At 58.7% G+C, this 26,376-nt stretch carries 22 protein-coding genes and 1 other RNA gene; 14 read left to right on the forward strand and 9 right to left on the reverse strand.

The window, feature by feature from the left end; all coding sequences use genetic code 11:
- Positions 1 to 144 precede the first annotated feature (144 nt).
- The 5 genes from PSH80_RS03555 to PSH80_RS03575 form a co-directional block, all read right to left on the reverse strand.
- Positions 145 to 1,401 carry an integrase domain-containing protein gene (locus PSH80_RS03555; protein WP_305419234.1) on the reverse strand — a complete coding sequence of 419 codons (1,257 nt, stop codon included), beginning with the start codon at positions 1,399 to 1,401 and terminating at the stop codon, positions 145 to 147.
- A 187-nt stretch (positions 1,402 to 1,588) separates the two neighbouring features.
- Positions 1,589 to 1,982: a transfer-messenger RNA gene (gene ssrA / locus PSH80_RS03560) on the reverse strand.
- Positions 1,983 to 2,084: 102 nt separating this feature from the next.
- Positions 2,085 to 2,369, reverse strand: coding sequence for a hypothetical protein (locus tag PSH80_RS03565; protein ID WP_057440183.1), 285 nt, complete (start codon positions 2,367 to 2,369; stop codon positions 2,085 to 2,087).
- 101 nt (positions 2,370 to 2,470) lie between these two features.
- On the reverse strand, positions 2,471 to 5,305 hold the full coding sequence (locus tag PSH80_RS03570) for an FAD-binding and (Fe-S)-binding domain-containing protein (protein WP_305419237.1): 2,835 nt from the start codon (positions 5,303 to 5,305) through the stop codon (positions 2,471 to 2,473).
- A gap of 126 nt (positions 5,306 to 5,431) precedes the next feature.
- On the reverse strand, positions 5,432 to 7,126 hold the full coding sequence (locus tag PSH80_RS03575; RefSeq protein ID WP_057440181.1) for a lactate permease LctP family transporter: 1,695 nt from the start codon (positions 7,124 to 7,126) through the stop codon (positions 5,432 to 5,434).
- A 259-nt stretch (positions 7,127 to 7,385) separates the two neighbouring features.
- Between PSH80_RS03575 and PSH80_RS03580 the strand changes: the two genes are divergently transcribed.
- Positions 7,386 to 8,153 carry an FCD domain-containing protein gene (locus PSH80_RS03580; protein WP_057440180.1) on the forward strand — a complete coding sequence of 256 codons (768 nt, stop codon included), beginning with the start codon at positions 7,386 to 7,388 and terminating at the stop codon, positions 8,151 to 8,153.
- A gap of 67 nt (positions 8,154 to 8,220) precedes the next feature.
- Here the strand turns inward: PSH80_RS03580 and smpB are convergent, their stop codons facing one another.
- Positions 8,221 to 8,703, reverse strand: coding sequence for an SsrA-binding protein SmpB (smpB, locus tag PSH80_RS03585; protein ID WP_029299012.1), 483 nt, complete (start codon positions 8,701 to 8,703; stop codon positions 8,221 to 8,223).
- 167 nt (positions 8,704 to 8,870) lie between these two features.
- Between smpB and PSH80_RS03590 the strand changes: the two genes are divergently transcribed.
- Together PSH80_RS03590 and PSH80_RS03595 are read left to right on the forward strand one after the other, a co-directional pair.
- A complete protein-coding gene (locus PSH80_RS03590) occupies positions 8,871 to 9,305 on the forward strand; it encodes a type II toxin-antitoxin system RatA family toxin (RefSeq protein ID WP_057440179.1) in 435 nt (144 codons plus the stop codon).
- Positions 9,298 to 9,612, forward strand: a complete 315-nt coding sequence (locus tag PSH80_RS03595; RefSeq protein ID WP_164844821.1) for an RnfH family protein — start codon at positions 9,298 to 9,300, stop codon at positions 9,610 to 9,612. The genes PSH80_RS03590 and PSH80_RS03595 overlap by 8 nt, the downstream gene beginning before the upstream one ends.
- A gap of 61 nt (positions 9,613 to 9,673) precedes the next feature.
- Here the strand turns inward: PSH80_RS03595 and PSH80_RS03600 are convergent, their stop codons facing one another.
- Complete coding sequence (locus PSH80_RS03600; protein WP_128593141.1) at positions 9,674 to 10,201, reverse strand: outer membrane protein assembly factor BamE; 528 nt, start codon at positions 10,199 to 10,201, stop codon at positions 9,674 to 9,676.
- 98 nt (positions 10,202 to 10,299) lie between these two features.
- Between PSH80_RS03600 and fur the strand changes: the two genes are divergently transcribed.
- Complete coding sequence (gene fur / locus PSH80_RS03605; RefSeq protein ID WP_010562662.1) at positions 10,300 to 10,704, forward strand: ferric iron uptake transcriptional regulator; 405 nt, start codon at positions 10,300 to 10,302, stop codon at positions 10,702 to 10,704.
- A gap of 96 nt (positions 10,705 to 10,800) precedes the next feature.
- Here fur and recN read toward each other — a convergent pair whose 3' ends face one another.
- Positions 10,801 to 12,474: a DNA repair protein RecN gene (recN, locus tag PSH80_RS03610; RefSeq protein WP_057440176.1), complete on the reverse strand. Its 1,674-nt coding sequence runs from the start codon at positions 12,472 to 12,474 to the stop codon at positions 10,801 to 10,803.
- A gap of 232 nt (positions 12,475 to 12,706) precedes the next feature.
- On the opposite strand from recN, the gene grpE reads away from it, so the two are divergent.
- From grpE to PSH80_RS03650, 8 genes are all read left to right on the forward strand, one after another.
- On the forward strand, positions 12,707 to 13,276 hold the full coding sequence (gene grpE / locus PSH80_RS03615) for a nucleotide exchange factor GrpE (RefSeq protein WP_038445951.1): 570 nt from the start codon (positions 12,707 to 12,709) through the stop codon (positions 13,274 to 13,276).
- Between the two features lie 103 nt (positions 13,277 to 13,379).
- A complete protein-coding gene (dnaK, locus tag PSH80_RS03620; RefSeq protein ID WP_057960662.1) occupies positions 13,380 to 15,302 on the forward strand; it encodes a molecular chaperone DnaK in 1,923 nt (640 codons plus the stop codon).
- A 316-nt stretch (positions 15,303 to 15,618) separates the two neighbouring features.
- Positions 15,619 to 16,743 (forward strand): molecular chaperone DnaJ, encoded by a 1,125-nt coding sequence (dnaJ, locus tag PSH80_RS03625; RefSeq protein WP_057440175.1) that lies wholly within the window; start codon positions 15,619 to 15,621, stop codon positions 16,741 to 16,743.
- A 10-nt stretch (positions 16,744 to 16,753) separates the two neighbouring features.
- Positions 16,754 to 17,560, forward strand: a complete 807-nt coding sequence (dapB, locus tag PSH80_RS03630; RefSeq protein ID WP_057440174.1) for a 4-hydroxy-tetrahydrodipicolinate reductase — start codon at positions 16,754 to 16,756, stop codon at positions 17,558 to 17,560.
- Between the two features lie 259 nt (positions 17,561 to 17,819).
- Positions 17,820 to 18,956, forward strand: a complete 1,137-nt coding sequence (gene carA, locus PSH80_RS03635) for a glutamine-hydrolyzing carbamoyl-phosphate synthase small subunit (protein WP_057440173.1) — start codon at positions 17,820 to 17,822, stop codon at positions 18,954 to 18,956.
- A 105-nt stretch (positions 18,957 to 19,061) separates the two neighbouring features.
- The gene (gene carB, locus PSH80_RS03640; RefSeq protein WP_057960660.1) at positions 19,062 to 22,283 is read left to right on the forward strand and encodes a carbamoyl-phosphate synthase large subunit; all 3,222 of its coding nucleotides are present in this window, start codon (positions 19,062 to 19,064) and stop codon (positions 22,281 to 22,283) included.
- Positions 22,280 to 22,756, forward strand: coding sequence for a transcription elongation factor GreA (greA, locus tag PSH80_RS03645; RefSeq protein ID WP_032862903.1), 477 nt, complete (start codon positions 22,280 to 22,282; stop codon positions 22,754 to 22,756). Before carB ends, greA begins: the two co-directional genes overlap by 4 nt.
- A 28-nt stretch (positions 22,757 to 22,784) precedes the next feature.
- A complete protein-coding gene (locus tag PSH80_RS03650) occupies positions 22,785 to 23,189 on the forward strand; it encodes a hypothetical protein (protein WP_057444151.1) in 405 nt (134 codons plus the stop codon).
- Between the two features lie 8 nt (positions 23,190 to 23,197).
- Here the strand turns inward: PSH80_RS03650 and PSH80_RS03655 are convergent, their stop codons facing one another.
- Complete coding sequence (locus PSH80_RS03655) at positions 23,198 to 23,506, reverse strand: YhbY family RNA-binding protein (protein WP_029298992.1); 309 nt, start codon at positions 23,504 to 23,506, stop codon at positions 23,198 to 23,200.
- A 105-nt stretch (positions 23,507 to 23,611) separates the two neighbouring features.
- Here PSH80_RS03655 and rlmE point away from each other — a divergent pair, with 105 nt between their 5' ends.
- Positions 23,612 to 24,262, forward strand: coding sequence for a 23S rRNA (uridine(2552)-2'-O)-methyltransferase RlmE (rlmE, locus tag PSH80_RS03660; protein ID WP_038445965.1), 651 nt, complete (start codon positions 23,612 to 23,614; stop codon positions 24,260 to 24,262).
- Between the two features lie 200 nt (positions 24,263 to 24,462).
- On the forward strand, positions 24,463 to 26,373 hold the full coding sequence (ftsH, locus tag PSH80_RS03665) for an ATP-dependent zinc metalloprotease FtsH (RefSeq protein ID WP_029298988.1): 1,911 nt from the start codon (positions 24,463 to 24,465) through the stop codon (positions 26,371 to 26,373).
- The last annotated feature ends 3 nt before the right edge of the window (positions 26,374 to 26,376 follow it).

Raw genomic sequence — 26,376 nt, forward strand, 5'->3', positions numbered from 1 at the left:
TGCTAGCCATCACACTGAGGCCATTTTCAGGTCGACAGTGTATTCGCAAAGGCGATTGCAATTCATGCCTAAACGAGACCTTGAGAAAAGTCACCATTTTCTCTGATGCGTCATTTTTCGGCCATCTGCGCGTGAGGTGAGCCCTTAGCGTATCGGCACGACGTTGGAGTCCCTGATTTGATTGATCGCAGATGCCAACAGGCTACCCGTTGCGGCCTTCTGAATATGCTCACTCCACCAGGCCATCATCGGGCGTCTTCGCTCAATGTAGTCCGCACGGTTATAGGCGCTTCGGACTTCGTCTTTGTCGACATGGGCAAGAGCGACTTCGATCAGCTCGGGATCCCAGCCATGCTCATTCAGGATGGTGCTGGCCATTGAGCGCATGCCGTGGCTGACCAAGCGGTCCTGGAAGCCCATGCGTTTCAACGCCATATTGGCGGTCTGGCTGTTAGCGTGGGTGCGCGGGTTTCTATCTGCCGGGAACACGTATTCCCTGTGACCGCTGTGGGACTTGAGTGTCTCCAGCAGCGCGAGTGCCTGGTCGGACAGCGGGATGGTGTGCGGCCGACGTTTTTTCATGCGCTCCGGCGGGATGGTCCAGATGCGCTTGTCGAAGTCGATGTCTGCCCATCGGGTGGTCGCCGCTTCGGCAGGGCGGGTCATAGTGTGTAGCTGCCATTCGATCAGGCAGCGGGTCGTCCGCTTGATGCTGGCGTTCGCGATTTCCATCATGAGCTCCGGAAGCTCATCTGGTGGTAGCGCTGCCATGTTCTCTTTCTTAGGTTTCTTGAACACCGCTCGAATGCCGCTGAGAGGGTTGGCAAAGATCATTCCGGAATTGACCCCGTAGGTCATGATCTCGTTAAGGCGCTGGCTCACTCGCTTAACTGTCTCGAGGCTGCCTTTGGCCTCAATAGGACGAAGGAGCTTGATGACCATTGGGGCGCTGACTTCCGAGAGAGGCGTTGATTTCATGCTCGGAAAAACATGCAGTGTGAGGGAGCGCCAAATGTCTTCGGCATACGCCGGCGTGACGGAATCCTTCTTCAGCTCGAACCAGGCGGTGGCCACGTTCTCGAAGGTGTGTTCCGTTTCCGCTCGTTTGGCTTCCTGCAGCTCATTGCGCTGAGCTTTTGGGTCGATGCCCTGTGCAAGCAGCTCTCTGGCCTCAACGGTTTTCTTCCTCGCTTGCGCAAGAGAAACCTCGGGATAAGAGCCGAGTGCCATGTTGATTCGATTCTTGGTGACGGGATGCCGGTAGTTGAAATTCCACTGCATCGAGCGATTGACCCTGACTCGCAGCTGGAGCCCGTCGCCATCGGTGAGGACGTAATCCTTGTCTTTCGATTTGACCGCCTTGAGCTGGCGGTCGGAGAGGCGGGTGGTTTGAGCGCACATGAGAAGTACTCCATGACACCTTTTGGTATTCCCAAGATTAGCGCCGGGTAGCCGGGAATACCATTGGGAATACCAAACCGCCTGGAACTCAAAAAAACTGGAAAGCCCCCCGCAGCCCTGAAACCCCCGTATTCACTGGATTTCTGGCACAAAAAAAGACGTCCGTGGACGTCTTTAGATGATGAAGTGGTGGAGCCGGGGGGATTTGAACCCCCGTCCGCCAGTACTCTGCTGTCGGTACTACATGCGTAGCCGTTTCTATTAAGTTAACCCTCAGCGACCCGAAGGGCAGGGTGCTTTGGGCGAGTTGTGTAAGTTTTAGCCGCTTCGTCCACAACGTACTGCACGGCGATTCTGTTCTATATGACAATCACTTTGGGTTTACAGACATCCCCTGGTGATTGCTGGACCCGAAGGTACCAGGAGGGAAGGGCTAAGGCTGCTTACGCAGCGAGAGCGTATTCCCCGTAGGTTTCGTCATTGGCAACTATAGAAAGTTGCAACAGTGGATTTACGAGTTCTGTTACCAACTCGGCATGCACCTAAAGGTTCGCAACCGGCGTCGAATCCTAAACGGCCCCGTGCTTGTTGCTCGATGTGATCGTGAGCGACAAGCCTGCGCAGTGTACGTCAAACGGTCACAGAAGGCCAACCCGAAAGGTTGGCCTTGAGCGGTTGGCGGGTTATGGGTTGCCGCCTTTGTCCAGGTTCTGCAGGTCTTGCAGGGCTTTGGAGGTGATCTCGATACACTTCTTCTCATCACCGGCCGCGTGGGCTGCTTTGGCTTGGGAGACGGCCGTGTCGATCTCGCCGCTTTTGCCACTGGTGTCCGTGGCGAGCAGTGCTTTGCCGTTGTTGATTTTATCCAGGTTGATCTGACACAGATCTGCTTCGTTGCCTGCGGCAAACACGGGGGAGGCCAGCATCGCAGCGGTAACGAATACACCAGCCAGTACGGAACGCTTCATGGGTATCTCCTTGTGCAAAGAGGTCTCGATGCTGCGCGGTACGTGCGGGCAGCCGGCGAGGTCATGGGTCGGCCCCGGTTGCCCGGGGCTTAAGCAAGTGACTACGCCAGTTCGCAGGGGTTCGTTTTTATTGCGCGGGCCTGGGTCACCCGGTCAACCAGGTAGACCAGGCCGTGGTAATCAATCCCACCGTGCTGGGTCAGACCGATCTCACAGGTGCGGCTGGTGGAGATGCCTTCGCTGCAGTACTGCACGGCGTCCTTGAGGGAGCGCAGGGAGTGGGCGTTGAGCTCCGGCGTGGTGAAGCCTTTGTCGCCGGCAAACCCGCAGCAGTGAATGCCTTCGGGGATTACCACGTTGTTGCTGCAACGCCGGGCCAGGTCGATCAGGGCCTGGCTTTCGCCCAGGTGCTGGGTGCTGCAGGTCACATGCACGGCAATCGGTGCATCCTGGGGTGTGAAGTCCAGGCGGTCCATCAGGTGGGTGCGGATAAACCGCACCGGGTCGTAGAGGTCCAGGCGCGTTTGCCCCAGGTCCTGGACCAGGCGCAGGGTGCAGGGGCTGGTGTCGCAGTAGATCGGGTCGAGACCGCCACGGCTGGCGTGGAGCAGGGCGCCGATCAGTTCCTGGCGTTTGTGTTCGGCCTGTTCGGCGTAGCCTTTGGAGGCGAAGGGCTGGCCGCAGCAGAGGCTGTCCGGGTTGTCCGGGATGACCACCTGGTAACCGGCTTTTTCCAGCAGGCCGCGGGTTTTGTCGTACAGCGACATTTGCTCTTTGTCCCCGGCCGCCGGCCCCATTGCCCGCGATACACAGGCCGCGAGGTAGACCACCCGTGGGCGTTCATCGTTGACGGCGGGGCTGAAGCGGATGGCTTTTTCCGGCTGTGGCATGGCGCTGGTCCACTGCGGGATTTGCCCCTTGGACAGCTTGGTCATGGAGGCCGAAAGTTTCGCCAGGCGTGGCGCGCCCAGTAGCATGCGGGCGCCGTTGGCCACATGCAGGGTGAAGCGTGCGCCTTGCAGTGCGGTGGAGAAGTGGCTGGCCAGCCACTCGGCGGTTTTCGTACTGCCTGCTTCACGGCTGCGCAGTTTTTTCACCAGGTCGCCGGTATTGATACCTACCGGGCAGCGCTGGGCGCACAGCCCGGTGGCGGCACAGGTGTCGATGCCTTGATAGTGATACGCCGCTTCCAGCTCGGTGGTGTCGATGCCGGCGCGTTTGCGCGCCTGGATATCACGCCAGATCACGATGCGTTGGCGCGGGCTCAGGGTCAGGCCCTTGGAGGGGCATACCGGCTCGCAGAAACCGCACTCGATGCACTTATCCACAATCTCATCGGCGGCGGGCAGGGGCTTGAGGTTTTTAAGGTGGATTTGCGGATCTTCGCTGAGCACCACGTCTGGGTTGAGAATGCCGTTGGGATCGAGCAGGCGCTTGAGTTGCCACATCAACTGATAGGCATCGCTGCCCCACTCCAGTTCGACGAAGGGCGCCATGTTACGACCGGTGCCGTGTTCGGCTTTCAGCGAACCGCCGAACTCCACGGCCACCAGTTGTGCCACGTCATCCATGAACGCTTGATAGCGTGTGACTTCTTCGGCGCTGTTGAAGCCTTGGGTGAACACAAAGTGCAGATTGCCTTCCAGGGCGTGTCCGAAAAGGATGGCTTCGTCGTAGTGATGTTTGTCGAACAGCTCGATCAAGCGGTTCACACCAATGGCCAGCTGCTCCACCGGGAAGGTCACGTCTTCGATGATTACCGTGGTGCCGGTCTTGCGTACGGCGCCGACGGCGGGGAAGGTGTCCTTGCGGATCGCCCACAGGCGCGCGTTTTCCAGCGGGTCTTCGGTGAAGTCGACTTGCTTCTCGACGGGGAAGTCGGCCAGCGAGGCCATGATCAGCGCCAGTTGCTCATGCAGCAATGTGGACGAGGCGGCGCGGGATTCGATCAATAGCGCGCAGGCACTTTCCGATAGTTGTTGTACGAAAGCGGGCATGCCGGGTTTGTCCTGCACCGAGCGCATGCTGCGTCGGTCCAGAAGCTCAACCGCTGACACCGGCTGGGTTTTCAGCACGGTTACGGCGTTGCAGCAGGTTTCTACATCCGGGAATACGATCAGCGCCGAAGCTTTGTTCGGGTGATCAATGACGGTGTCGTAGGTCACTGCGCTGATAAAGCCCAGAGTGCCTTCGGAACCCACCAGCAGGTGGCTGAGAATATCCAGTGGCTCGTCGAAATCCACCAGGGCATTGAGTGACAGCCCGGTGGTGTTTTTCAGACGGTATTTATGGCGAATTTTTGCCGCCAATTCAGGATTGGCCCGGGTCTCGCGGCCCAGGGTGGCCAGGCGCTCAAGCAACTGGCTGTGTTGTTGGCGGAACGCCGCGACGCTGGTGGCGTCCTCGGTATCGAGGCGGCTACCGTCGGCCAGCACCAGGCGAATCCCGGCCAGGGTGTGGTAGGTGTTCTGGGCGGTGCCGCAGCACATGCCGCTGGCATTGTTGGCGACAATCCCACCGATCTTGCAGGCGTTGATTGACGCTGGATCCGGACCGATCTTACGCCCGAACGGCGCAAGCCAGGCGTTGGCCTGGGCCCCAATGACGCCGGGCTGCAGGCGGATTTGCGTACCCTGGCCACGAATCTCGCGCCCGTTCCAGTTATCGCCGAGCACAATCAGCACTGAATCGCTGATGGCCTGGCCGGAGAGGCTGGTGCCGGCTGCGCGAAAGGTCACTGGTACGCGGTCACGTTGCGCCAGTTGCAGCAACTCGACCACTTCATCTTCCGATTCGACGCGCACCACCAGTTGTGGGATCAGTCGGTAAAAACTGGGGTCGGTGCCGAAAGCCAGGGTGGAAAGAGGATCGTCGAAGCGTCGATCTTTCGGGATCAGTCGTGCGACGGCATCCAGGAACGCGATGGGCAGACTCATGGGGCCTCCAGGATCAGCAGCACCCAGTCTGGGGAGCCTTGGCGCCACGGTCCTGCAGACTGGGTTGTGAATAGCTGACGCCGCAAAGCGGTTGCGGCGTCGGTTCTTACGGTATTGCCTGTGGTCTTAATGCACCAGCATGCCGGTGAACCAGTACGCCTGGGCGTAGGTGATCAGGCCGACAATCGTGGCGAAAAACAGGCTGTGCTTGAGGGTAAAGCGGAACAGGTCGGATTCCTTGCCGACCAGGCCGGTCGCGGCACAGGCCACGGCGATCGACTGTGGCGAGATCATCTTGCCGGTTACGCCGCCACTGGTGTTTGCCGCTACCAGCAGGGTGTCGCTGACGCCGATCTGGTGTGCGGTGGTAGCTTGCAGGGAGCTGAACAGGGCGTTGGACGAGGTATCGGAACCCGTGAGGAACACACCCAGCCAGCCGAGGAACGGCGAGAAGAACGGGAATGCCGCGCCGGTGCCGGCCAGTACCAGAGCCATGGTCGAAGACATGCCGGAGTAGTTGGTCACGAATGCGAACGCCAGCACCATGCCGATGGACAGGATCGGCCAGCGCAACTCGTAGAAGGTCTCTTTCAAAGTGGTCAGACCAGTTTTGAAATTGATCTTCAGCACCAGCATGGAGATCAGTGCGGAGAAGAAGATCGCCGTGCCGGTGGCGGAAATCGGGTCCAGCTTGAACACTGCTGGAATGGCCGTCGCGTTGGTGACGATGGGTGCAACCTTGATCACCATCTGGTCCAGGTGCGGAATCGCAAAGTTGAACACCCAGCTGTACATCGAGCCGCCGGCGGCGAACATCGCCTTGAACGGTTTGAGGGTCCAGATGGTCACCAGCACGGTCAGGATCAGGAACGGCGACCAGGCTTTGAAAATCTCCATCAGGCTGTAAGGCGAAGCCACGGAAGTGCGCGGCTGGCCGAAACCGCCGACGCTGCCGGTAACCGAAACGCTGGAGGTGGCACCAGCAATCTGTGCGCCCGCTGTACGCTTGGGCTGCCAGACTTTCAGGAACAGAGTCAGGGAGATCAGGCTGGCCAGGGCCGAGGTGATATCCGGCAGTTCCGGGCCGATGAAGTTGGAGGTGAAGTACTGGGTGATGGCAAAGCTCAAGCCGGCCACCAGTGCCGCAGGCCAGGTTTCCTTGACGCCGCGCAGGCCGTCCATCATGAACACCAGCCAGAACGGCACGAACAGCGACAGCAGCGGCAGCTGTCGACCGGTCATGGCGCCGATCTTGAAGGCGTCGATGCCGGTGACCTGGCCGGCCACGATGATCGGGATCCCCAGGGCGCCGAACGCCACTGGCGCGGTGTTGGCAATCAGGCACAGGCCGGCGGCGTACAGTGGGTTGAACCCCAGGCCGACCAGCAGCGCGGCAGTAATCGCCACGGGTGCGCCGAAACCGGCGGCACCTTCCAGGAATGCGCCGAAGCAGAAGCCGATCAGCAGCACTTGCAGGCGCTGGTCATCGGTAATCGACAGCACCGAGCTGCGGATCACTTCGAACTGGCCACTCTTGACCGTCAGTTTGTAGAGGAATACCGCGGCGACGATGATCCAGGCGATTGGCCACAGGCCGTAGGCAAAGCCATAGCCGGCAGCGGCGAATGCCATATCGACCGGCATCTGGAAGGCAAATATCGCCACCAGGATCGACAGCGCCAGGGTGATGCTCCCGGCAACATGGCCTTTAAGGCGAAACACCGCCAGGGCCAGGAAGAAAAATATGATCGGGATAACGGCGGCCAGTGCGGACAGGCCAAGGCTGCCGAGTGGGCTGTAGAGCTGTTGCCAGGTTTGCATATGGGGTGGCCCCTAATTGTTGTTGGTCATGCATGCTCAGCTGATTTGGATAATTGGTAAGACCAATTTACAATCGCTGTGGGCTAGGTTAAGAGCCTTCGGGGTGGCGTGTCAATTTGCCGCTTGAGAAACTTTGGTCGTATGTCGACGGGGCGGGGTCTGATCGGTGCAATCAAAGGGGTTCTGATAGGTGCCGACGCCGCCGCAATAGGCCAGAATAGAGGGCCCGGCGAGTGGCCGGGATCGTGGAGAGTCAGTTATGGCGTTTGATCAGGTGCGTCAGCGCCGTTTGTCCGACGATATTGTCGAGCAGCTTGAGGGGATGATCCTTGAGGGCACGTTGAAGTCGGGTGAGCGATTGCCTGCCGAGCGCGCACTGGCTGAACAGTTCGGTGTGTCGCGTCCGTCATTGCGCGAGGCGATCCAGAAGCTGGCGGCCAAGGGGCTGCTGGTCAGTCGCCAGGGCGGCGGCAATTATGTGGTGGAGACGCTGGGTTCAACCTTCAGCGATCCATTGTTGCATCTGCTGGAAAGCAACCCCGAAGCCCAGCGTGATCTGTTGGAATTTCGTCAGACGCTTGAAGCGTCTTGCGCTTATTACGCCGCCTTGCGTGCCACGGAAGTGGATCGCGAACGGCTGACTGCCGCCTTTGACGCCTTGCAGGATTGCTATGCACGGGATGATGAGGTGAGTCGCATTGAGGAAGGCGCGGCCGACGCCAGGTTTCACTTGGCTATCGCCGAAGCCAGCCATAACGCGGTATTGCTGCACACCATCCGGGGCTTGTTTGATTTGCTCAAGCGTAACGTGGTGACCAATATCGGCGGCATGTACCAGCAACGCACCGAAACCCGGGATATGCTGATCAACCAGCATCGGGATTTGTATCTGGCGATTATCGAGGGGCGGGCGGAACAGGCGCGCGAGGTCTCAACACGTCACCTGCTGTACGTGCAGGAAGTGTTGGAAGAGGTGCGTCAGGAAGTGCAGCGTATGGCTCGGGCAGAGCGGCGCAAGGGGATATAGCCTGCAATTGCGGCGCAGGGAGCAGGCTCCCTGGCCACATCGGCTCGCTTCAAGAGGCGGGGGAAGATCAGTCTTCCTTGCCCTTGTTGCGTACGGCGCGCTGCAATTCTCGATTGGAGTCGCGTTCGCGCTCGGTATCACGCTTGTCGTATTCCTTCTTGCCCTTGCCCAGTGCGATCTCGCACTTGACCAGGTGCTTGCTCCAGTACCACGACAGGCAGACGCAGGCATAACCCTTCTGCTGGACCGCAGCAGCGAGCTTTTCCAGTTCGCGGGCATTGAGCAGCAGCTTGCGTGTGCGCACCGGGTCGGCAATGACGTGGGTACTGGCGGTCATCAACGGCGTGATATGACTGCCGAGCAGCCAGGCCTCGCCATCCTTGAGCAGCACGTAACTGTCGACCAGTTGCAACTTGCTGGCGCGCAGACTTTTTACTTCCCAGCCGGCCAGGACCAGACCAGCCTCGAACCGATGTTCGATGAAGTAATCGTGTCGCGCCTTTTTGTTCTGCGCGATGGTCCCTGTTGGGTGTTTCTTTTGTTTAGCCATAGGGGCGGCATTATAGGCAGTTGCGAGCGTGTCGGCTACGGTCAACCTGCGTGCTTGAGCGTGTTGGATGAATCCCGGACAATACCGCCAGTTTTCTGGTTTTTTCTCTCGCGAATCGGGCAGTCTTTTCGCGATGTTTGCCGCTCAGCTTCGGAAATAACGCTCCCATGACGACGCATATTCAACGCTCGGCCCTGCTGCCTTACCCGGCGCAAGCGCTCTATGACCTGGTCAACGACGTGGCGAGCTACCCGGATTTCCTGCCCTGGTGCTCCTCATCCACGGTGCTGGAGAGCAGCGATGAGCATATGCGCGCGAGCCTGGAGGTATCCAAGGGTGGGCTTGGTCAGAAGTTTGTAACGAGTAATGTGCTGGTTCCCGGTCAGTCGATTGAGATGAATCTCGAAGAAGGGCCGTTCACTCAACTGCACGGCGTCTGGGTGTTCAAGCCGCTGGGGGAGAAGGCGTGCAAGATCAGCCTGGACCTGACGTTTGATTACGCAGGCTCCATTGTGCGCGCGACCTTGGGGCCGCTGTTCAATCAGGCGGCGAATACCCTGGTGGATGCGTTTTGCCAGCGGGCCAAGCAACTGCATGGCTGAGTCGTTGATCGAAATTGAGGTGGTCTACGCTGCGGTAGACCGGCAACGGTTGTTGAACCTGGCGGTTGCGCCGGGTACGAGCCTGAGGGCTGCGGTGCTGGCGTCGGGCATTGCGGCACAGTTTCCCGAGCTGGATATCGCCGCTTGCCCCTTGGGGATTTTCGGCAAGGTTGTGGCGGACGCTGAAACCCGTAATGTCCAGGTCGGCGATCGCATCGAGATCTATCGCCCCTTGCTGGCGGATCCCAAAGAGGTCAGGCGCCTGCGAGCAGCTAAAGCGGCTGAAGCCCGGCGGCAAAATTCATAACCTGTGAAATAGCAGGCAACAAAAAGCCCGGCATGCCGGGCTTTTTGTTGAGCGATACAAATTATTGCGGGGTTGTATCCAGAGGTTCTGGCGTTGGCACCGGAACGGTTTCCACGCTGTCGATGTCTTTCTGGATGGTATCCAGCAAGGAGCCAGGCTTGGCCGGCACCTCGGACTTGGGTTTTTCAGCATTCTGCGCTGGCGCAGTGACGCTGGTCCCGCTGTCCTTGCCCAACAGGGCTTCATCACGGCTTACGCCGGGCATGAAGTCGCCGGAAAGGCTGACCAGTTGGTCGTTGCCATTAAAGATGACACTGACGCGCTCCTGTTGGCGCTCTCCGCCTCCAGGCTGCAGGCTATAGAGATAATCCCAGCGATCGGCATGGAATGTGTCGGTCAGCAGGGGATTGCCCATAATAAACCGTACTTGCCGTCGGGTCATTCCCGGGCGTAACTGGTCTATCATGTCCTGCGTGACGACATTGCCCTGCTGGATGTCGATTTTGTAAACCCCGGGGAATGAACAACCGGCGAGTGCGAGCAGTCCCACAAGGGTGAAACTGGTTAGCAAGAGCTTGGTGTTTTGCATCGGTGGGCGACTTCCACTATCTTGGCTGGGACAACGTAAACGCCGATCATACCCGTATTAAGAGAAGCTGCGAAGCAGCATCCGCGAGAAAGCTAACCATGGTTGAAAATAGCGAACTACGCAAAGCCGGTCTTAAAGTGACTCTGCCACGAGTCAAGATTCTACAAATGCTCGATTCCGCCGAGCAGCGCCACATGAGTGCCGAGGATGTTTACAAGGCGCTGATGGAGTCTAACGAGGACGTCGGCCTGGCCACGGTTTACCGTGTACTGACCCAGTTCGAAGCCGCAGGGCTGGTGGTTCGTCATAATTTCGACGGCGGTCATGCGGTGTTTGAATTGGCTGACGGTGGTCATCACGACCACATGGTTGACCTGGATACCAATGAGGTTATTGAGTTCACCAGCCCGGCAATCGAAAAGCTTCAGCACGAAATCGCTGAGGAGCATGGATTCGATTTGGTTGACCACAATCTTGTGTTGTACATCCGTAAGAAAAAGTAAAAAAGCGCTGCAGATTCGCTCTGCGCAACGATCGAAGGCGACCCTAGGGTCGCCTTCATGCTATCTGCCGCCAGAGAAAATCCGAAAAAAAAGGATTCAAGCCTTCGCCGTTACCACCATTTTCTTCGCGTGGGCCAGGGACTCCTTGGTCAGGTCGATGCCGCCAAGCATGCGCGCGACTTCTTCCACCCGTTCGGTCTTGTTCAGCTTGGACACGGCGGTATGTGTCGCGTCGCTGCCCCGTACCTTGTGCACAAATAGATGCTGATGCCCTTGGGCTGCAACTTGTGGCAAGTGGGTAACGGTTAGCACTTGTCCGCGCTCACCCAGGCGGCGCAACAATTGGCCGACAATTTCAGCGGTCGGCCCGCCAATCCCCACATCCACTTCGTCGAAGACCAGGGTCGGTACGCGCGAGGTCTGGGCGGTAATAACCTGGATTGCCAGGCTGATTCGTGACAGTTCGCCGCCGGAGGCGACTTTGGCCAGAGCCTTCAGGGGTTGTCCCGGGTTGGCGCTTACCAGCAATTCGACCTGTTCCAGGCCATTGGGCTGTAGTTCGTTGCCACTGTTGGCGTGCAACTCGATGGTGAAGCGTCCACCCGGCATGCCCAGGCGTTGGATCTCCTGCTCAACGGCGCAGGCCAGTCCGGTCGCGGCCTGGTGCCGCAGGTCGCTCAGTTCCCGGGCCTTTTCCTGATAATGACGGGCAAAGGAAGCCAGTTCATCGCCCAGGCGCTCGATGGATTCATCATTGGCATTCAGGGTTTCGATCTCGTCCAGCAGCTTTTGCTGCATGGCCGCCACTTCGGTCGGCTGGATCCGATGTTTGCGCGCCAGGGTATAAATAGTGTCGAGGCGCTCTTCGATCTCTTGCAGGCGGGCCGGGTCAGCATCGAAGTGGTCAAGGAAGCGGTTCAGTTCACCAACGGCCTCTTCGACCTGGATCTGCGCACTGGTCAGCAGGGTGGTGGCTTCATTCAGGGAGCCAGAGCCACTGTTTACGCTCGACAGGCGGTTAAGGCTTGCCGTCAGTGCGTTCAGTACATTGCCGGAGTCACTTTCGCTGCATTGCTCGACAACCTGGCGGCAGATGCCCAGCAGGGTTTCGGCATTGGTCAGGTTCTTGTGCTCCTGCTCCAGCTGTTCCAGCTCGGTTTCGCCCAGGCCCAGACTTTCCAGTTCTTCCAACTGATAGCTGAGGAGTTGGTGGCGGGCGCGTTGCTCGTCGCCGGAATTGGATAGGCGCTCCAGTTCCAGGCGGGTCTGGCGCCAGCGTTGTGCAGCCAATTGCACCTGGCGGGCGAGGTCGGTGGCGCCGGCGTATTCATCCAGCAGTCGGCGATGGGTATCGGTTTTCAGCAGGGATTGATGTTCGTGCTGGCTGTGGATGTCGATCAGCAACTCGCCGAGGGCCTTCAGGTCGCCGAGGGGGCAGGGCGTGCCATTGATGTAGCCCCGCGAGCGGCCTTCGGCGGTAATCACCCGGCGCAGAATGCACGGGCTATCGCTGTCAAGGTCGCGCTCGGCCAGCCAGGCGCTGGCTTCCGGAATATCTGCCAGGTCAAAGGTCGCGAGGATGTCGGCCTTGTCTGCACCGGGGCGAACCACACCGCTGTCGGCGCGATCACCCAGGGTCAGGCCCAGGGCGTCGAGCATGATCGACTTGCCGGCGCCGGTTTCGCCTGTGATTACGCTCATCCCGCGATCCAGTTCAAGATCCAGATGCTCAACGATGGCGTAGTTATGTACGGACAGGTGAACCAGCATAGTGGCCGCTCCCAGGCTTTAGGTCTGGTTATTTATACAGTGTTTTGTTTGGCGCTGACAATCCTGCGACTTAGCTCAATTTGCTTGGATAAAGGGTTTTTTTAGCTCTATGTGGAATGTGCGGGAAAGTGTGAGTCGGGGTATGTCCGCCCTTGAACCTGGAAATTGTGGCCCCATATACCGGAACAGAAGCGCGAGTTGAGTTCGCGCAGGATTTCGAAAGGAGAAAACTATGGCTGACGAACAGACGCTGGATACGCAAAACCCAGACGCCAACCAGGCCTCGCAGGCAGCGGGTGAAGACCTGGCGGCTCGTGTGCAAGTGCTCGAAGAGCAACTGGCAGGCGCTCAGGATCAGGCTTTGCGTGTTGCTGCCGATCTGCAGAACGTCCGCCGCCGCGCCGAGCAGGATGTAGAGAAAGCCCACAAGTTTGCGCTGGAGAAGTTTGCCGGTGATCTGTTGCCGATCATCGACAGCCTGGAGCGTGGCCTGGAGCTGTCCAGTCCGGACGACGAAAACATCCGTGCCATGCGCGAAGGGATCGAACTGACCCTGAAAATGTTCCAGGACACCCTGAAGCGTTATCAGCTGGAAGCAATCGATCCGCAAGGCGGCGAGCCGTTCAACGCGGAGCATCACCAGGCCATGGCCATGCAGGAAAATGCTGACCTTGAGCCTAATAGCGTGTTGAAGGTGTTCCAGAAGGGCTACCAGCTCAATGGTCGCCTGTTGCGCCCGGCGATGGTGGTGGTGAGCAAGGCTCCCGCACCGGTTTCGCCGTCGATTGACGAGCAGGCTTGAAATCGTTCGTAACGACCCCATTTATAAGTCAAGCGTTTAAGTGCTACCGCAGTTAGCCACCACTGCTGCGGCAACCAAATCCAAAGTTTCGGGAGAGTGAATCATGGGCAAAATTATCGGTATCGACCTGGGGACTACCAACTCCTGCGTCTCCGTGCTGGAAAACGGCGTATCCAAGGTTATTGAAAACGCAGAAGGCGCGCGTACCACTCCGTCCATCGTGGCTTACGCCAACGACGGCGAGATCCTGGTAGGCCAGTCCGCCAAGCGTCAGGCTGTGACCAATCCGCATAACACCCTGTACGCGGTGAAGCGTTTGATCGGTCGTAAGTTCGACGAAGAAGTCGTACAGAAAGACATCAAGATGGTGCCGTACAAAATCGCCAAGGCTGACAACGGTGACGCCTGGGTTGAAGTGAACGGCCAGAAAATGTCGCCACCGCAAATCTCGGCTGAAATCTTGAAAAAGATGAAGAAGACTGCCGAAGACTACCTCGGTGAAGCAGTGACTGAAGCGGTGATCACCGTTCCGGCCTACTTCAACGACAGCCAGCGCCAGGCGACCAAAGACGCCGGCCGCATCGCGGGCCTGGACGTAAAACGTATCATCAACGAACCTACCGCGGCCGCTCTGGCCTACGGCATGGACAAGGCCAAGGGCGACCACACCGTGATCGTTTATGACCTGGGTGGCGGTACTTTCGACGTTTCCGTGATCGAAATCGCTGAAGTCGATGGCGAGCACCAGTTCGAAGTGTTGGCGACCAACGGTGACACGTTCCTGGGTGGTGAAGACTTTGACATTCGTCTGATCGACTACCTCGTTGACGAATTCAAGAAAGAAAGCGGCATGAACCTCAAAGGTGACCCGCTGGCGATGCAGCGCCTGAAAGAAGCTGCTGAAAAAGCCAAGATCGAACTGTCTTCGAGCAATTCGACCGACGTGAACCTGCCGTACATCACTGCAGATGCCACCGGTCCTAAGCACTTGAACGTGAAGATCTCGCGCGCCAAGCTGGAATCGCTGGTTGAAGACCTGGTTCAGCGCACTATCGAACCTTGCCGCATCGCCCTGAAAGATTCGGGTATCGACGTTGGTTCGATCAACGACGTGATCCTGGTTGGCGGTCAGACCCGTATGCCGCTGGTACAGCAGAAGGTCACCGAGTTCTTCGGTAAAGAAGCACGTAAAGACGTGAACCCGGACGAAGCTGTTGCCATGGGTGCTGCCATCCAGGGTGCGGTACTGGCCGGCGACGTGAAAGACGTGCTGCTGCTGGACGTCAGCCCGCTGACTCTGGGTATCGAAACCATGGGCGGCGTGATGACCGCGCTGATCGAGAAAAACACCACGATTCCTACCAAGAAATCGCAAGTGTTCTCGACTGCCGATGACAACCAGGGCGCCGTGACCATTCACGTGCTGCAAGGTGAGCGTAAGCAGGCTGCACAGAACAAGTCCCTGGGCAAGTTCGACCTGGCCGAGATTCCACCCGCTCCACGTGGCGTGCCACAAATTGAAGTGACCTTTGACATCGACGCCAACGGCATTCTGCACGTAGGCGCCAAGGACAAGGCTACTGGCAAGACTCAGTCGATCGTGATCAAGGCCAACTCCGGTCTGTCCGAGGAAGAAATTCAGCAGATGATCAACGATGCTGAAAAGAACGCCGAGGAAGATCGCAAGTTCGAAGAGCTGGCCGCTGCCCGCAACCAGGGTGATGCACTGGTTCACTCGACTCGCAAAATGATCGCGGATGCTGGCGACAAAGTGACTGCTGAAGAGAAGACCGCAATCGAAGCCGCCGTGGTTGCCCTGGAAGCCGCTGTTAAAGGCGACGACAAGGCCACCATCGAAGCCAAGGTTGAGGAACTGTCGAAAGTCTCCGCGCCGGTCGCTCAGAAGATGTACGCCGAGCAGGCTCCGCAAGGTGACGGTGCTGCGCAACAGGCAGAACCTGAAGCCAAGCACGACGACGTTGTCGATGCCGAGTTCGAAGAAGTAAAAGAAGACCAGAAGAAGTAACTTGGTCGCCCGGTTGACCGCTATCAAGCGGTGACTGGTAGGATGTCGCCGCGCGGGAGCTTGCTCCCGCGTTGGCGTGTCTGGGGTACGCGAATTTTTACAGCATGCGACAAGGTTCGGATGTTGGCGGTGTGATCGGGAATGCTCCTGCTTTGCGATCGACAGGCACCGCGTTTTTGGCTGGGTCTCGGCTGAAAGCAGTAAAGACCAGGATCGTTGAATTTGACGTGAGTTGGGTCCGGGCCTGTATTGGGGCTCAACGAGTTTGGCAGGCTCAGGAGGGTTTTGCCGGACGTCCTTAAGAGTGCAAAGACTTATGGCAAAGCGTGACTATTACGAAGTATTGGGTGTGGAGCGCGGTTCCAGCGAGGCGGACCTGAAGAAGGCTTACCGTCGCCTGGCGATGAAGCACCACCCGGACCGTAATCCGGATAACAAAGAATCCGAAGAATTGTTTAAAGAGGCCAATGAGGCCTACGAATGCCTGTGTGATCCGAACAAGCGTGCAGCCTACGACCAGTATGGCCATGCCGGTGTCGATCCAAGCATGGGCGGCGGCGGGGCTGGCTTTGGCGGGCAGAACTTCTCCGATATTTTCGGTGATGTATTCAGCGACTTCTTCGGCGGCGGTCGTGGTGGTCAGCGCGGCGGTGCCCAGCGTGGCAGCGACTTGCGCTACACCCTGGAACTGAATCTGGAAGAGGCCGTACGCGGCACCAGCGTCAATATCCGCGTGCCGACGCTGGTCAATTGCAAGCCGTGTGACGGTTCGGGCGCCAAGAAAGGCTCCTCGCCGATCACCTGCCCGACCTGTGGCGGTATTGGCCAGGTGCGCATGCAGCAGGGTTTCTTCTCGGTGCAGCAAACCTGCCCGCGCTGCCATGGCCAGGGCAAGATCATTTCCGATCCGTGCGATTCCTGCCACGGCGAAGGGCGCGTCGAAGAGTACAAGACCCTGTCGGTGAAAGTGCCGGCGGGTGTTGATACTGGCGACCGTATCCGTTTGTCGGGCGAGGGCGAGGCCGGCGCGCAGGGTGGTCCGACGGGCGACCTGTACGTGGTGATCAATGTGCGCGAGCACGCGATCTTCCAGCGTGACGGCAAGCACCTGTTCTGCGAAGTGCCGATCAGTTTTGTCGATGCGGCCCTGGGTGGCGAGCTGGAGATTCCGACCCTCGAAGGGCGGGTCAAGCTGAAGATCCCCGAGGGGACTCAGACCGGCAAGCAGTTCCGGATCCGTGGCAAAGGTGTGGCGCCGGTGCGCGGTGGCGGTGCGGGCGACTTGATGTGCCGTGTGGCTGTCGAGACGCCGGTCAACCTGGATCGTCGTCAGCGTGAGTTGCTCGAAGAGCTGCGCGGTTCGCTGGCCGGTGATGGCTCCCATTCGCCCAAGACCGCTGGCTGGTTCGAAGGCGTGAAGCGCTTCTTCGGCGACCTGTAAGGACGTGGATATGCGACGTATAGCAGTGATGGGCGCCGCCGGGCGCATGGGCAAGAACCTGGTGGAGGCGGTGCAGCAGCGCTCGCCCCTGTCGGGGCTGACTGCGGCGATCGTACGCCCCGGCAGTACGCTGATTGGCGCCGATGTTGGCGAGCTGGCCTCCCTGGGGCGGATCGGTGTGTCATTGTCCGGCAGCCTGGAGCAGGTGGCTGATGAGTTCGATGTATTGATCGACTTCACCCTGCCCGAAGTGATGCTGAAAAACCTGGCGTTCTGCCGCAAGGCGGGCAAAGCCATGGTTATCGGTACCACGGGCCTGAATGCCGAGCAAAAGCAATTGCTCGTCGCGGCAGGCAAGGACATTCCTATCGTGTTTGCCGCCAACTTCAGTGTGGGCGTCAACCTGTCGCTGAAGTTGCTCGACATGGCGGCAAGGGTGTTGGGTGATGACGCGGATATCGAGATCATCGAGGCGCATCACCGGCACAAGGTCGATGCGCCATCGGGCACTGCCATGCGCATGGGCGAAGTGATTGCCGATGCCTTGGGGCGTGATCTGTCGAAGGTCGCGGTGTATGGTCGCGAAGGTCATACCGGGGCGCGCGAGCGTGAAACCATTGGCTTTGCCACTGTGCGCGGTGGTGATGTGGTGGGTGACCATACGGTGCTGTTTGCTGCCGAAGGTGAACGCCTGGAGATTACCCATAAGGCTTCCAGTCGCATGACCTTCGCCAAGGGCGCGGTGCGTGCCGCATTGTGGCTGGAGGGCCGCGAAGCGGGTCTCTACGACATGCAAGACGTGCTGGATCTGCGTTAATCAGTAGCAAAAACGGGCCCGGAGGATTACTCTAGGGCCCCGTTTTTACCCGCTAAGCGACGTCCTGTCGCATTCTCCTGCCTTTTCGACTCATTAGCGGTGGACCCAAAAAGCCTTTTTCTGTAAGCTACAGCTTTAGTGTGTCCACTAAAAGCGCGCAGAATAATTCAGTGAAGAAGCGGGGTGACGTGTCCATACGTCACTCCGCTTTTTTGCAACCTGCGATCGCCCTTTCAGGCTTTATTTACGGGAGGTCTTCTTGACTAAGCCAGCCATACTCGCCCTTGCTGATGGCAGCATTTTTCGCGGCGAAGCCATTGGAGCCGACGGTCAGACCGTTGGAGAGGTGGTGTTCAACACCGCCATGACCGGCTATCAGGAAATCCTTACCGATCCTTCCTACGCCCAACAGATCGTTACCCTGACTTATCCACATATCGGCAACACCGGTACTACACCGGAAGACGTCGAGTCTGATCGTGTCTGGTCGGCCGGTCTGGTGATTCGTGACCTGCCACTGGTTGCGAGCAACTGGCGTAACACGATGTCGCTGTCCGATTACCTGAAAGCCAACAATGTTGTGGCGATCGCCGGTATCGATACGCGCCGCCTGACACGCATCCTGCGTGAAAAAGGCTCGCAGAACGGCTGCATCATGGCCGGTGACAATATTTCCGAAGAAGCGGCAATTGCTGCAGCGCAGGGCTTCCCTGGCCTCAAAGGCATGGACCTGGCGAAAGTCGTCAGCACCAAAGAGAAGTACGAGTGGCGCTCCACTGTCTGGGACTTGAAGACCGACAGCCACGCGACCATCGAAGCGGCTGAGCTGCCGTATCACGTCGTGGCCTACGACTACGGCATCAAGTACAACATCCTGCGCATGCTGGTCGAGCGCGGTTGCCGTGTGACCGTGGTCCCGGCCCAGACCCCGGCCAGCGATGTGCTGGCCCTGCAACCGGATGGCGTGTTCCTGTCCAACGGCCCGGGTGACCCTGAGCCATGCGACTACGCGATCAAGGCCATCAAGGAAGTGCTGGACACCGAGATCCCGGTATTCGGTATCTGCCTCGGCCACCAGCTGTTGGCCCTGGCCTCCGGCGCCAAGACCCTGAAAATGGGCCACGGCCATCACGGTGCCAACCACCCGGTACAAGACCTGGACACCGGTGTCGTGATGATCACCAGCCAGAACCACGGTTTTGCGGTGGATGAAGCCACCTTGCCGGCCAACGTGCGTGCCATTCACAAGTCGCTGTTCGACGGTTCCCTGCAGGGTATCGAGCGCACCGACAAGAGCGCGTTCAGCTTCCAGGGCCACCCTGAAGCGAGCCCGGGCCCGAACGACGTAGCGCCGCTGTTCGACCGTTTCATCAATGAGATGGCCAAGCGACGCTGACTGAGTGGCTTGCGGGCGGCCCCGACTCTCGGTGGCCCCCGCAGGCTCTTCAAAGATTGTTCAAGACGGCTTGCCGACTGACCTGCGGATTTGAGTGACAAACCCATGCCAAAACGTACAGACATAAAAAGCATCCTGATTCTCGGCGCTGGCCCGATCGTGATCGGCCAGGCCTGCGAATTCGACTACTCCGGCGCCCAGGCCTGCAAGGCCCTGCGCGAAGAGGGTTACCGCGTCATCCTGGTGAACTCCAACCCGGCCACCATCATGACCGACCCGGACATGGCCGACGCCACCTACATCGAACCGATCAAGTGGCAGACCGTTGCCAAGATCATCGAGAAAGAGCGTCCGGACGCACTGCTGCCGACCATGGGTGGCCAGACTGCACTGAACTGCGCCCTGGACCTGGAGCGCGAAGGCGTCCTGGAAAAGTTCGGCGTAGAGATGATCGGCGCCAATGCCGACACCATCGACAAGGCTGAAGACCGTTCGCGTTTCGACAAGGCCATGAAGTCTATCGGTCTTGATTGCCCGCGCTCGGGTATCGCCCACAGCATGGAAGAGGCCAACGCGGTTCTCGAAAAGCTCGGCTTCCCGTGCATTATCCGGCCGTCCTTCACCATGGGCGGCACCGGCGGCGGTATCGCTTACAACCGTGAAGAGTTCGAAGAAATCTGCGCCCGCGGCCTGGATCTGTCGCCGACCAAAGAGCTGCTGATCGACGAATCCCTGATCGGCTGGAAAGAGTACGAGATGGAAGTTGTCCGCGATAAAAAGGACAACTGCATCATCGTCTGCTCGATCGAAAACTTCGACCCGATGGGTGTGCACACCGGTGACTCGATCACCGTTGCTCCTGCGCAAACCCTGACGGACAAGGAATACCAGATCATGCGTAACGCCTCGTTGGCGGTACTGCGTGAGATCGGCGTTGAAACCGGTGGTTCCAACGTTCAGTTCGGTATTTGCCCGAACACAGGCCGTATGGTCGTGATCGAGATGAACCCGCGTGTGTCGCGTTCTTCGGCGCTGGCATCAAAAGCTACCGGCTTCCCGATTGCGCGCATCGCTGCCAAGCTGGCGATCGGTTACACCTTGGACGAGCTGCAAAACGAAATCACTGGCGGCGCTACGCCGGCGTCCTTTGAGCCGTCGATCGACTACGTAGTCACTAAGCTGCCACGCTTCGCTTTCGAGAAGTTCCCGAAAGCCGACGCCCGCCTGACCACTCAGATGAAGTCGGTCGGTGAAGTCATGGCCATTGGCCGGACATTCCAGGAGTCCCTGCAGAAAGCCCTGCGTGGCCTGGAAGTGGGCGTTTGCGGTCTGGATGAGAAGCTCGACCTGAGCAATCCGGAAAGCATGAGCATCCTCAAGCGCGAGCTGACCGTGCCGGGCGCCGAGCGTATCTGGTACGTGGCTGACGCCTTCCGCGCGGGCATGACCGTCGAAGACATCTTCGGCATGAACATGATTGATCCGTGGTTCCTGGTGCAGATCGAAGATCTGATCAAGGAAGAAGAGAAGGTCAAGACCCTGGGTCTTTCCTCTATCGACCGCGACCTGATGTTCCGTCTCAAGCGCAAAGGCTTCTCCGACCAGCGTCTGGCCAAACTGCTGGGCGTGACCGAGAAAAACCTGCGCACCCACCGCCACAAACTGGACATCTTCCCGGTCTACAAGCGTGTTGACACGTGCGCCGCAGAGTTCGCCACCGACACCGCGTACCTGTACTCCACCTACGAGGAAGAGTGCGAAGCCGCGCCGTCGGGCCGCGACAAGATCATCATCCTGGGCGGCGGTCCAAACCGTATCGGTCAGGGCATCGAGTTCGACTACTGCTGCGTACACGCCGCCCTCGCCCTGCGCGAAGACGGGTACGAGACCATCATGGTCAACTGCAACCCGGAAACTGTTTCCACTGACTACGACACTTCCGACCGCCTGTACTTCGAGCCGGTAACGCTGGAAGACGTGCTGGAAATCTGTCGCGTCGAGAAGCCAAAAGGCGTGATCGTGCAGTATGGCGGGCAAACTCCGCTGAAACTGGCGCGTGCCCTGGAAGCGGCTGGCGTGCCGATCATCGGTACCAGCCCTGACGCCATCGACCGTGCCGAAGACCGTGAGCGCTTCCAGCAAATGGTCGAACGCCTGAACCTGCGCCAGCCGCCAAACGCGACCGTGCGCAGCGAAGACGAAGCCATCCGTGCAGCCAGCAAGATCGGCTACCCGTTGGTGGTGCGTCCGTCCTACGTGCTGGGCGGCCGGGCGATGGAAATCGTCTACGAAGAAGAAGAACTCAAGCGTTACCTGCGTGATGCGGTGAAAGTGTCCAACGACAGCCCGGTGCTGCTGGATCACTTCCTCAACTGCGCCATCGAGATGGATGTGGATGCGGTCTGCGACGGTACCGACGTGGTGATCGGCGCGATCATGCAGCACATCGAGCAGGCGGGTGTTCACTCCGGTGACTCCGCGTGCTCCCTGCCGCCGTACTCGCTGCCGCTGCACATCCAGGACGAGATGCGCGAGCAGGTCAAGAAAATGGCTCTGGAGCTGGGCGTGGTCGGCCTGATGAACGTACAGTTGGCGCTGCAAGGCGAAGACATCTACGTCATCGAAGTCAACCCGCGTGCTTCGCGTACCGTGCCGTTTGTTTCCAAGTGCATCGGTGTGTCCCTGGCGATGATTGCCGCCCGTGTCATGGCCGGTAAGACCTTGAAGGAAATCGGCTTCACCAAGGAAATCATCCCGAACTTCTACAGCGTGAAAGAGGCGGTATTCCCATTCGCCAAATTCCCTGGTGTGGACCCGATCCTGGGCCCAGAGATGAAGTCCACCGGTGAAGTGATGGGCGTGGGCGATACCTTCGGCGAAGCATTCGCCAAGGCCCAGATGGGCGCCAGCGAAGTGCTGCCGACCGGCGGTACTGCGTTTATCAGCGTGCGTGATGATGACAAGCCGCTGGTTGCAGGCGTGGCCCGTGATCTGATCAACTTGGGCTTCGAAGTCGTGGCCACCGCCGGGACCGCCAAGCTGATTGAAGCCGCGGGCCTGAAAGTGCGTCGCGTGAACAAGGTAACGGAAGGTCGTCCGCACGTGGTCGATATGATCAAGAATGACGAAGTCACCCTGATCATCAACACCACCGAAGGTCGCCAGTCGATCGCGGATTCCTACTCCATTCGTCGTAACGCCTTGCAGCACAAGATCTACTGCACCACCACCATTGCTGCTGGCGAAGCCATCTGTGAAGCGCTCAAGTTCGGTCCGGAAAAGACCGTGCGTCGCTTGCAGGATTTACACGCAGGATTGAAGGCATGATCAAATACCCAATGACTGTCCAGGGCGCCAAGGCCCTGGAAGAGGAGCACGCCCATCTGACCAAGGTCGTACGTCCAAAGCTGAGCCAGGACATCGGTACGGCCCGTGAGCTGGGCGACTTGAAGGAAAACGCCGAATACCATGCTGCCCGTGAGCAGCAGGGGATGGTCGAGGCGCGGATCCGTGATATCGAAGGGCGCATGCAGAATGCGGTCATCATTGATGTCACGACTATTCCCAAGACCGGCAAGGTGATTTTCGGCACGACTGTAGAAATCGCCAACGTCGAGACGGATGAAAGCGTGACTTACCACATCGTGGGTGAGGACGAGGCTGACTTCAAGCTCGGCAAGATCTCCGTCGGTTCGCCCCTGGCCCGCGCCTTGATTGCCAAGGAAGAGGGTGATGTGGTGGCCGTCAAGACGCCCGGTGGCGTGATCGAGTACGAGATTGTCGAAGTTCGTCACATCTGAAAAACGGCGCCCGCTTCGAGCGGGCGCCATGCTTTGGCAGTTGGCCCAGATGCTTTGGGTTGGCGGGCTATGGCTGTTGCATCTTGGTGTATTGCCGGTGCTGGGCATGATTGGCCTGGCGCCGTTGCTGATCGATGAGATCGGCGGATTATTGAGTGCGCTGCTGGTGGGATTTGCGGCGGCGTGCGTGATTCTCCAGGCATTGGTGCTGGTCAAGGCCGAGGGCTTGGGGAGTTTGTGGCGGGATATGCGCGGGCAACTGCTGTTGATGGCGCTGTATGCGTGCGCAATGTATTGCGTGGTGCGCATATTGCTGCCGGAAGCGTTGCGCTGGCAGCTGTTCAGCTATCTTGTGCTAGGGTTTTCTGGCTTGGTGCTGGTGGTACAGCCTGCGCCGGGATGGAGTGGCAGGGCGCGCGAAGCGCGCCCGTGACCCTTGCATCATTTGAAGCGATGAACGTTCGACAGTTGCTTGTTGGCGCTGAAATTCTTGCGATACAGCAGCGCCATCTTGCCGATGACCTGAACCAGGTCCGCTTTGCCCACCTTGCACAGTTCTGCAATGGCGGCCAGGCGCGCTTCGCGATCAAGGATGTTGACCTTGATCTTGATCAGCTCGTGATCGCCTAATGCGCGTTCAAGTTCGGCTAACACACCTTCAGTCAAACCGTTGTCGGCCACAATCAAAACTGGTTTCAGATGGTGGCCAATGGATTTGTACTGTTTCTTCTGCTCTTGAGTGAGCGGCATAATCTGACCCCTGCGTCTGATCTTGTAAAAAGCGGCGGCCAGTTTACCCGAGCGAGTCCGGGACCGCCCAGTTAATCACGACCCGTTTTATTTTCGAGGTGGCCCGTGGCCCGTTCCAAAACTAGCCTTAATTGGCTTAAAGAGCATTTCAACGATCCTTACGTCAAAAAGGCGCAAAAGGATGGCTACCGTTCCCGGGCCAGCTACAAGCTGCTGGAAATCCAGGAAAAGGACCGGTTGATCCGTCCCGGCATGAGCGTAATTGATCTCGGCGCAGCCCCCGGTGGCTGGTCCCAGGTGACCAGTCGTCTGATTGGTGGGCAAGGCCGTTTGATCGCTTCCGATATCCTGGAAATGGATAGCATCCCTGATGTGACCTTCGTGCATGGCGACTTTACCCGTGATGATGTACTGGCACAGATCCTCGAGGCTGTCGGAAATTCGCAGGTAGACCTTGTGATTTCGGATATGGCCCCCAATATGAGTGGATTACCAGCCGTGGATATGCCACGCGCCATGTTCCTGTGCGAATTGGCACTGGATCTGGCAGGAAGGGTTCTGCGTCCGGGTGGTGATTTTCTGGTCAAGGTCTTCCTTGGGGAAGGTTTTGACGAGTACCACAAGAACATGCGCAAGCTGTTCGACAAGGTGCAGACCCGCAAGCCTGACTCCTCGAGGGACAGGTCTCGCGAGCAGTATTTGCTGGGCCGCGGCTATCGCGGTGTCGAAGGCGCTGCCAGTGATGAGCGTCTTTAAAGGTTTTAAGGGAGTCGATAGGTTTTTTTATATCGCTTTCGTCACGAAGCTTTACGAATATTGTGTAGTCAAAGTTTCACAAAGGGTTACAGACGGCGCCTGCCAGAGTTGTAGGTAATGTAGTAAGTTAGGCCGGTGAATATCATGCGAAGCGCGCGCCAGTAGCGGAGCTTGCTTCAGAGGGTAGTTAATTGAACGATATGGCAAAGAATCTGATCCTGTGGTTGATCATCGCGGCTGTCCTGGTGACGGTGATGAACAACTTCTCCAGCCCTAACGAGCCGCAGACCCTCAACTATTCCGACTTCATCCAGCAAGTTAAGGATGGCAAGGTCGAGCGCGTAGCGGTTGATGGCTACGTGATCACTGGCAAGCGCAACGATGGCGACAGCTTCAAGACCATCCGTCCGGCGATCCAGGACAATGGTCTGATCGGCGACCTGGTGGACAACAAGGTGGTCGTTGAGGGCAAGCAGCCTGAGCAGCAGAGCATCTGGACCCAGCTCCTGGTGGCCAGCTTCCCGATCCTGGTGATTATCGCCGTGTTCATGTTCTTCATGCGCCAGATGCAAGGCGGCGCAGGGGGCAAGGGCGGACCGATGAGCTTCGGCAAGAGCAAGGCCCGCCTGCTTTCCGAAGACCAGGTAAAAACCACCCTGGCTGACGTTGCCGGTTGCGACGAAGCCAAGGAAGAAGTTGGCGAGTTGGTCGAGTTCCTGCGCGATCCGGGCAAGTTTCAGCGCCTGGGTGGCCGTATTCCTCGCGGTGTACTGATGGTCGGTCCTCCGGGTACCGGTAAAACCCTGCTCGCCAAGGCGATTGCCGGCGAAGCCAAGGTGCCGTTCTTCACCATTTCCGGTTCCGACTTCGTCGAGATGTTCGTCGGTGTGGGCGCCAGCCGTGTGCGTGACATGTTCGAGCAGGCCAAGAAGCACGCGCCATGCATCATCTTCATCGACGAAATCGACGCTGTCGGTCGCCATCGTGGTGCGGGCATGGGCGGTGGTCATGACGAGCGTGAGCAGACCCTCAACCAGTTGCTGGTCGAGATGGACGGCTTTGAAATGAATGACGGCATCATCGTGATTGCCGCCACCAACCGTCCTGACGTACTTGACCCGGCGCTGCTGCGTCCGGGCCGTTTCGACCGACAGGTTGTGGTTGGCTTGCCAGATATCCGTGGCCGCGAGCAGATTCTCAAGGTCCACATGCGCAAAGTGCCAATGGGCGACGACGTCGCTCCAGGCGTGATTGCCCGCGGTACCCCTGGTTTCTCCGGTGCCGACCTGGCCAACCTGGTGAACGAGGCCTCGCTGTTCGCTGCCCGTACCGGCAAGCGCATTGTCGAGATGAAAGAATTCGAGCTGGCCAAAGACAAGATCATGATGGGTGCCGAGCGCAAATCCATGGTCATGTCCGAGAAAGAGAAGCAGAACACTGCTTATCACGAGGCTGGTCACGCCATTGTCGGTCGCGTTGTGCCTGAGCACGACCCGGTCTACAAAGTGTCGATCATTCCTCGCGGCCGGGCACTGGGTGTCACCATGTTCCTGCCGGAAGAGGATCGTTACAGCCTCTCCAAGCGCGCTCTGATCAGTCAGATCTGCTCGCTGTACGGCGGTCGTATCGCTGAAGAGATGACCTTGGGCTTTGACGGTGTGACCACCGGCGCTTCCAACGACATCATGCGTGCCAGCCAGATTGCCCGGAATATGGTTACCAAGTGGGGCCTGTCCGAAAAACTCGGCCCGCTGATGTATGCCGAGGAAGAAGGCGAAGTGTTCCTGGGTCGTGGTGGTGGCGGTCAAAGTGCCAGCTTCTCCGGCGAGACTGCCAAGCTGATCGACTCTGAAGTGCGCAGCATCATTGACCAGTGCTACGGCACGGCCAAGCAGATCCTCACCGATAACCGTGACAAGCTCGACGCCATGGCCGATGCCCTGATGAAGTACGAGACCATTGATGCCGAGCAGATCGACGACATCATGGCTGGTCGTACGCCTCGCGAGCCTCGTGATTGGGAAGGTGGTTCGGGTACTTCAGGCACACCGCCAGTGGTACAGAACGAACGCCCGGAAAACCCAATCGGCGGCCCGGCTGCCGACCTTTAAGGC

The sequence above is a fragment of the Pseudomonas sp. FP818 genome (assembly GCF_030687335.1).
In the GTDB taxonomy this organism is placed as follows: domain Bacteria; phylum Pseudomonadota; class Gammaproteobacteria; order Pseudomonadales; family Pseudomonadaceae; genus Aquipseudomonas; species Aquipseudomonas shahriarae.